Raw genomic sequence first — 278 nt, 5'->3', positions numbered from 1 at the left:
CCGTTGTGTGGCCGCGCGATTCCAGCCGATCAGCGCGACGAGCATCATCTGGTTCCGAAGGCCGAAGGCGGCCGCGAAACGGTCACGCTGCACCGGATCTGCCATCGGCAGTTGCATGCGCTCTTTTCGGAGCGCGAGCTGGCGACAACCTATGCATCCGTCGATCGCCTGCTCGAAAACGAACAAGTCAGCGCTTTCGTGAACTGGGTACGCACGAAGCCCGATGGGTTTCACGAGCGTACGCGCAGCAGCCGGCGCAAGCGCTGAAACGTACCGCG

General features: G+C 62.9%; 1 protein-coding gene. It reads left to right on the top strand.

Features of this window, described 5'->3' with window-relative positions; genetic code table 11:
• Window positions 1–267: HNH endonuclease (locus SB771_RS34150; RefSeq protein WP_410721937.1), on the top strand; the 267-nt coding region annotated here is incomplete at its 5' end.
• Between the last annotated feature and the right edge of the window lie 11 nt (window positions 268–278).

It is taken from the genome of Burkholderia sp. SIMBA_051, assembly GCF_046534915.1.
Lineage (GTDB): Bacteria > Pseudomonadota > Gammaproteobacteria > Burkholderiales > Burkholderiaceae > Burkholderia > Burkholderia ambifaria.
Note: the sequence above shows the minus strand (reverse complement) of the source record. Positions and strands in the feature narration are given on the sequence as shown.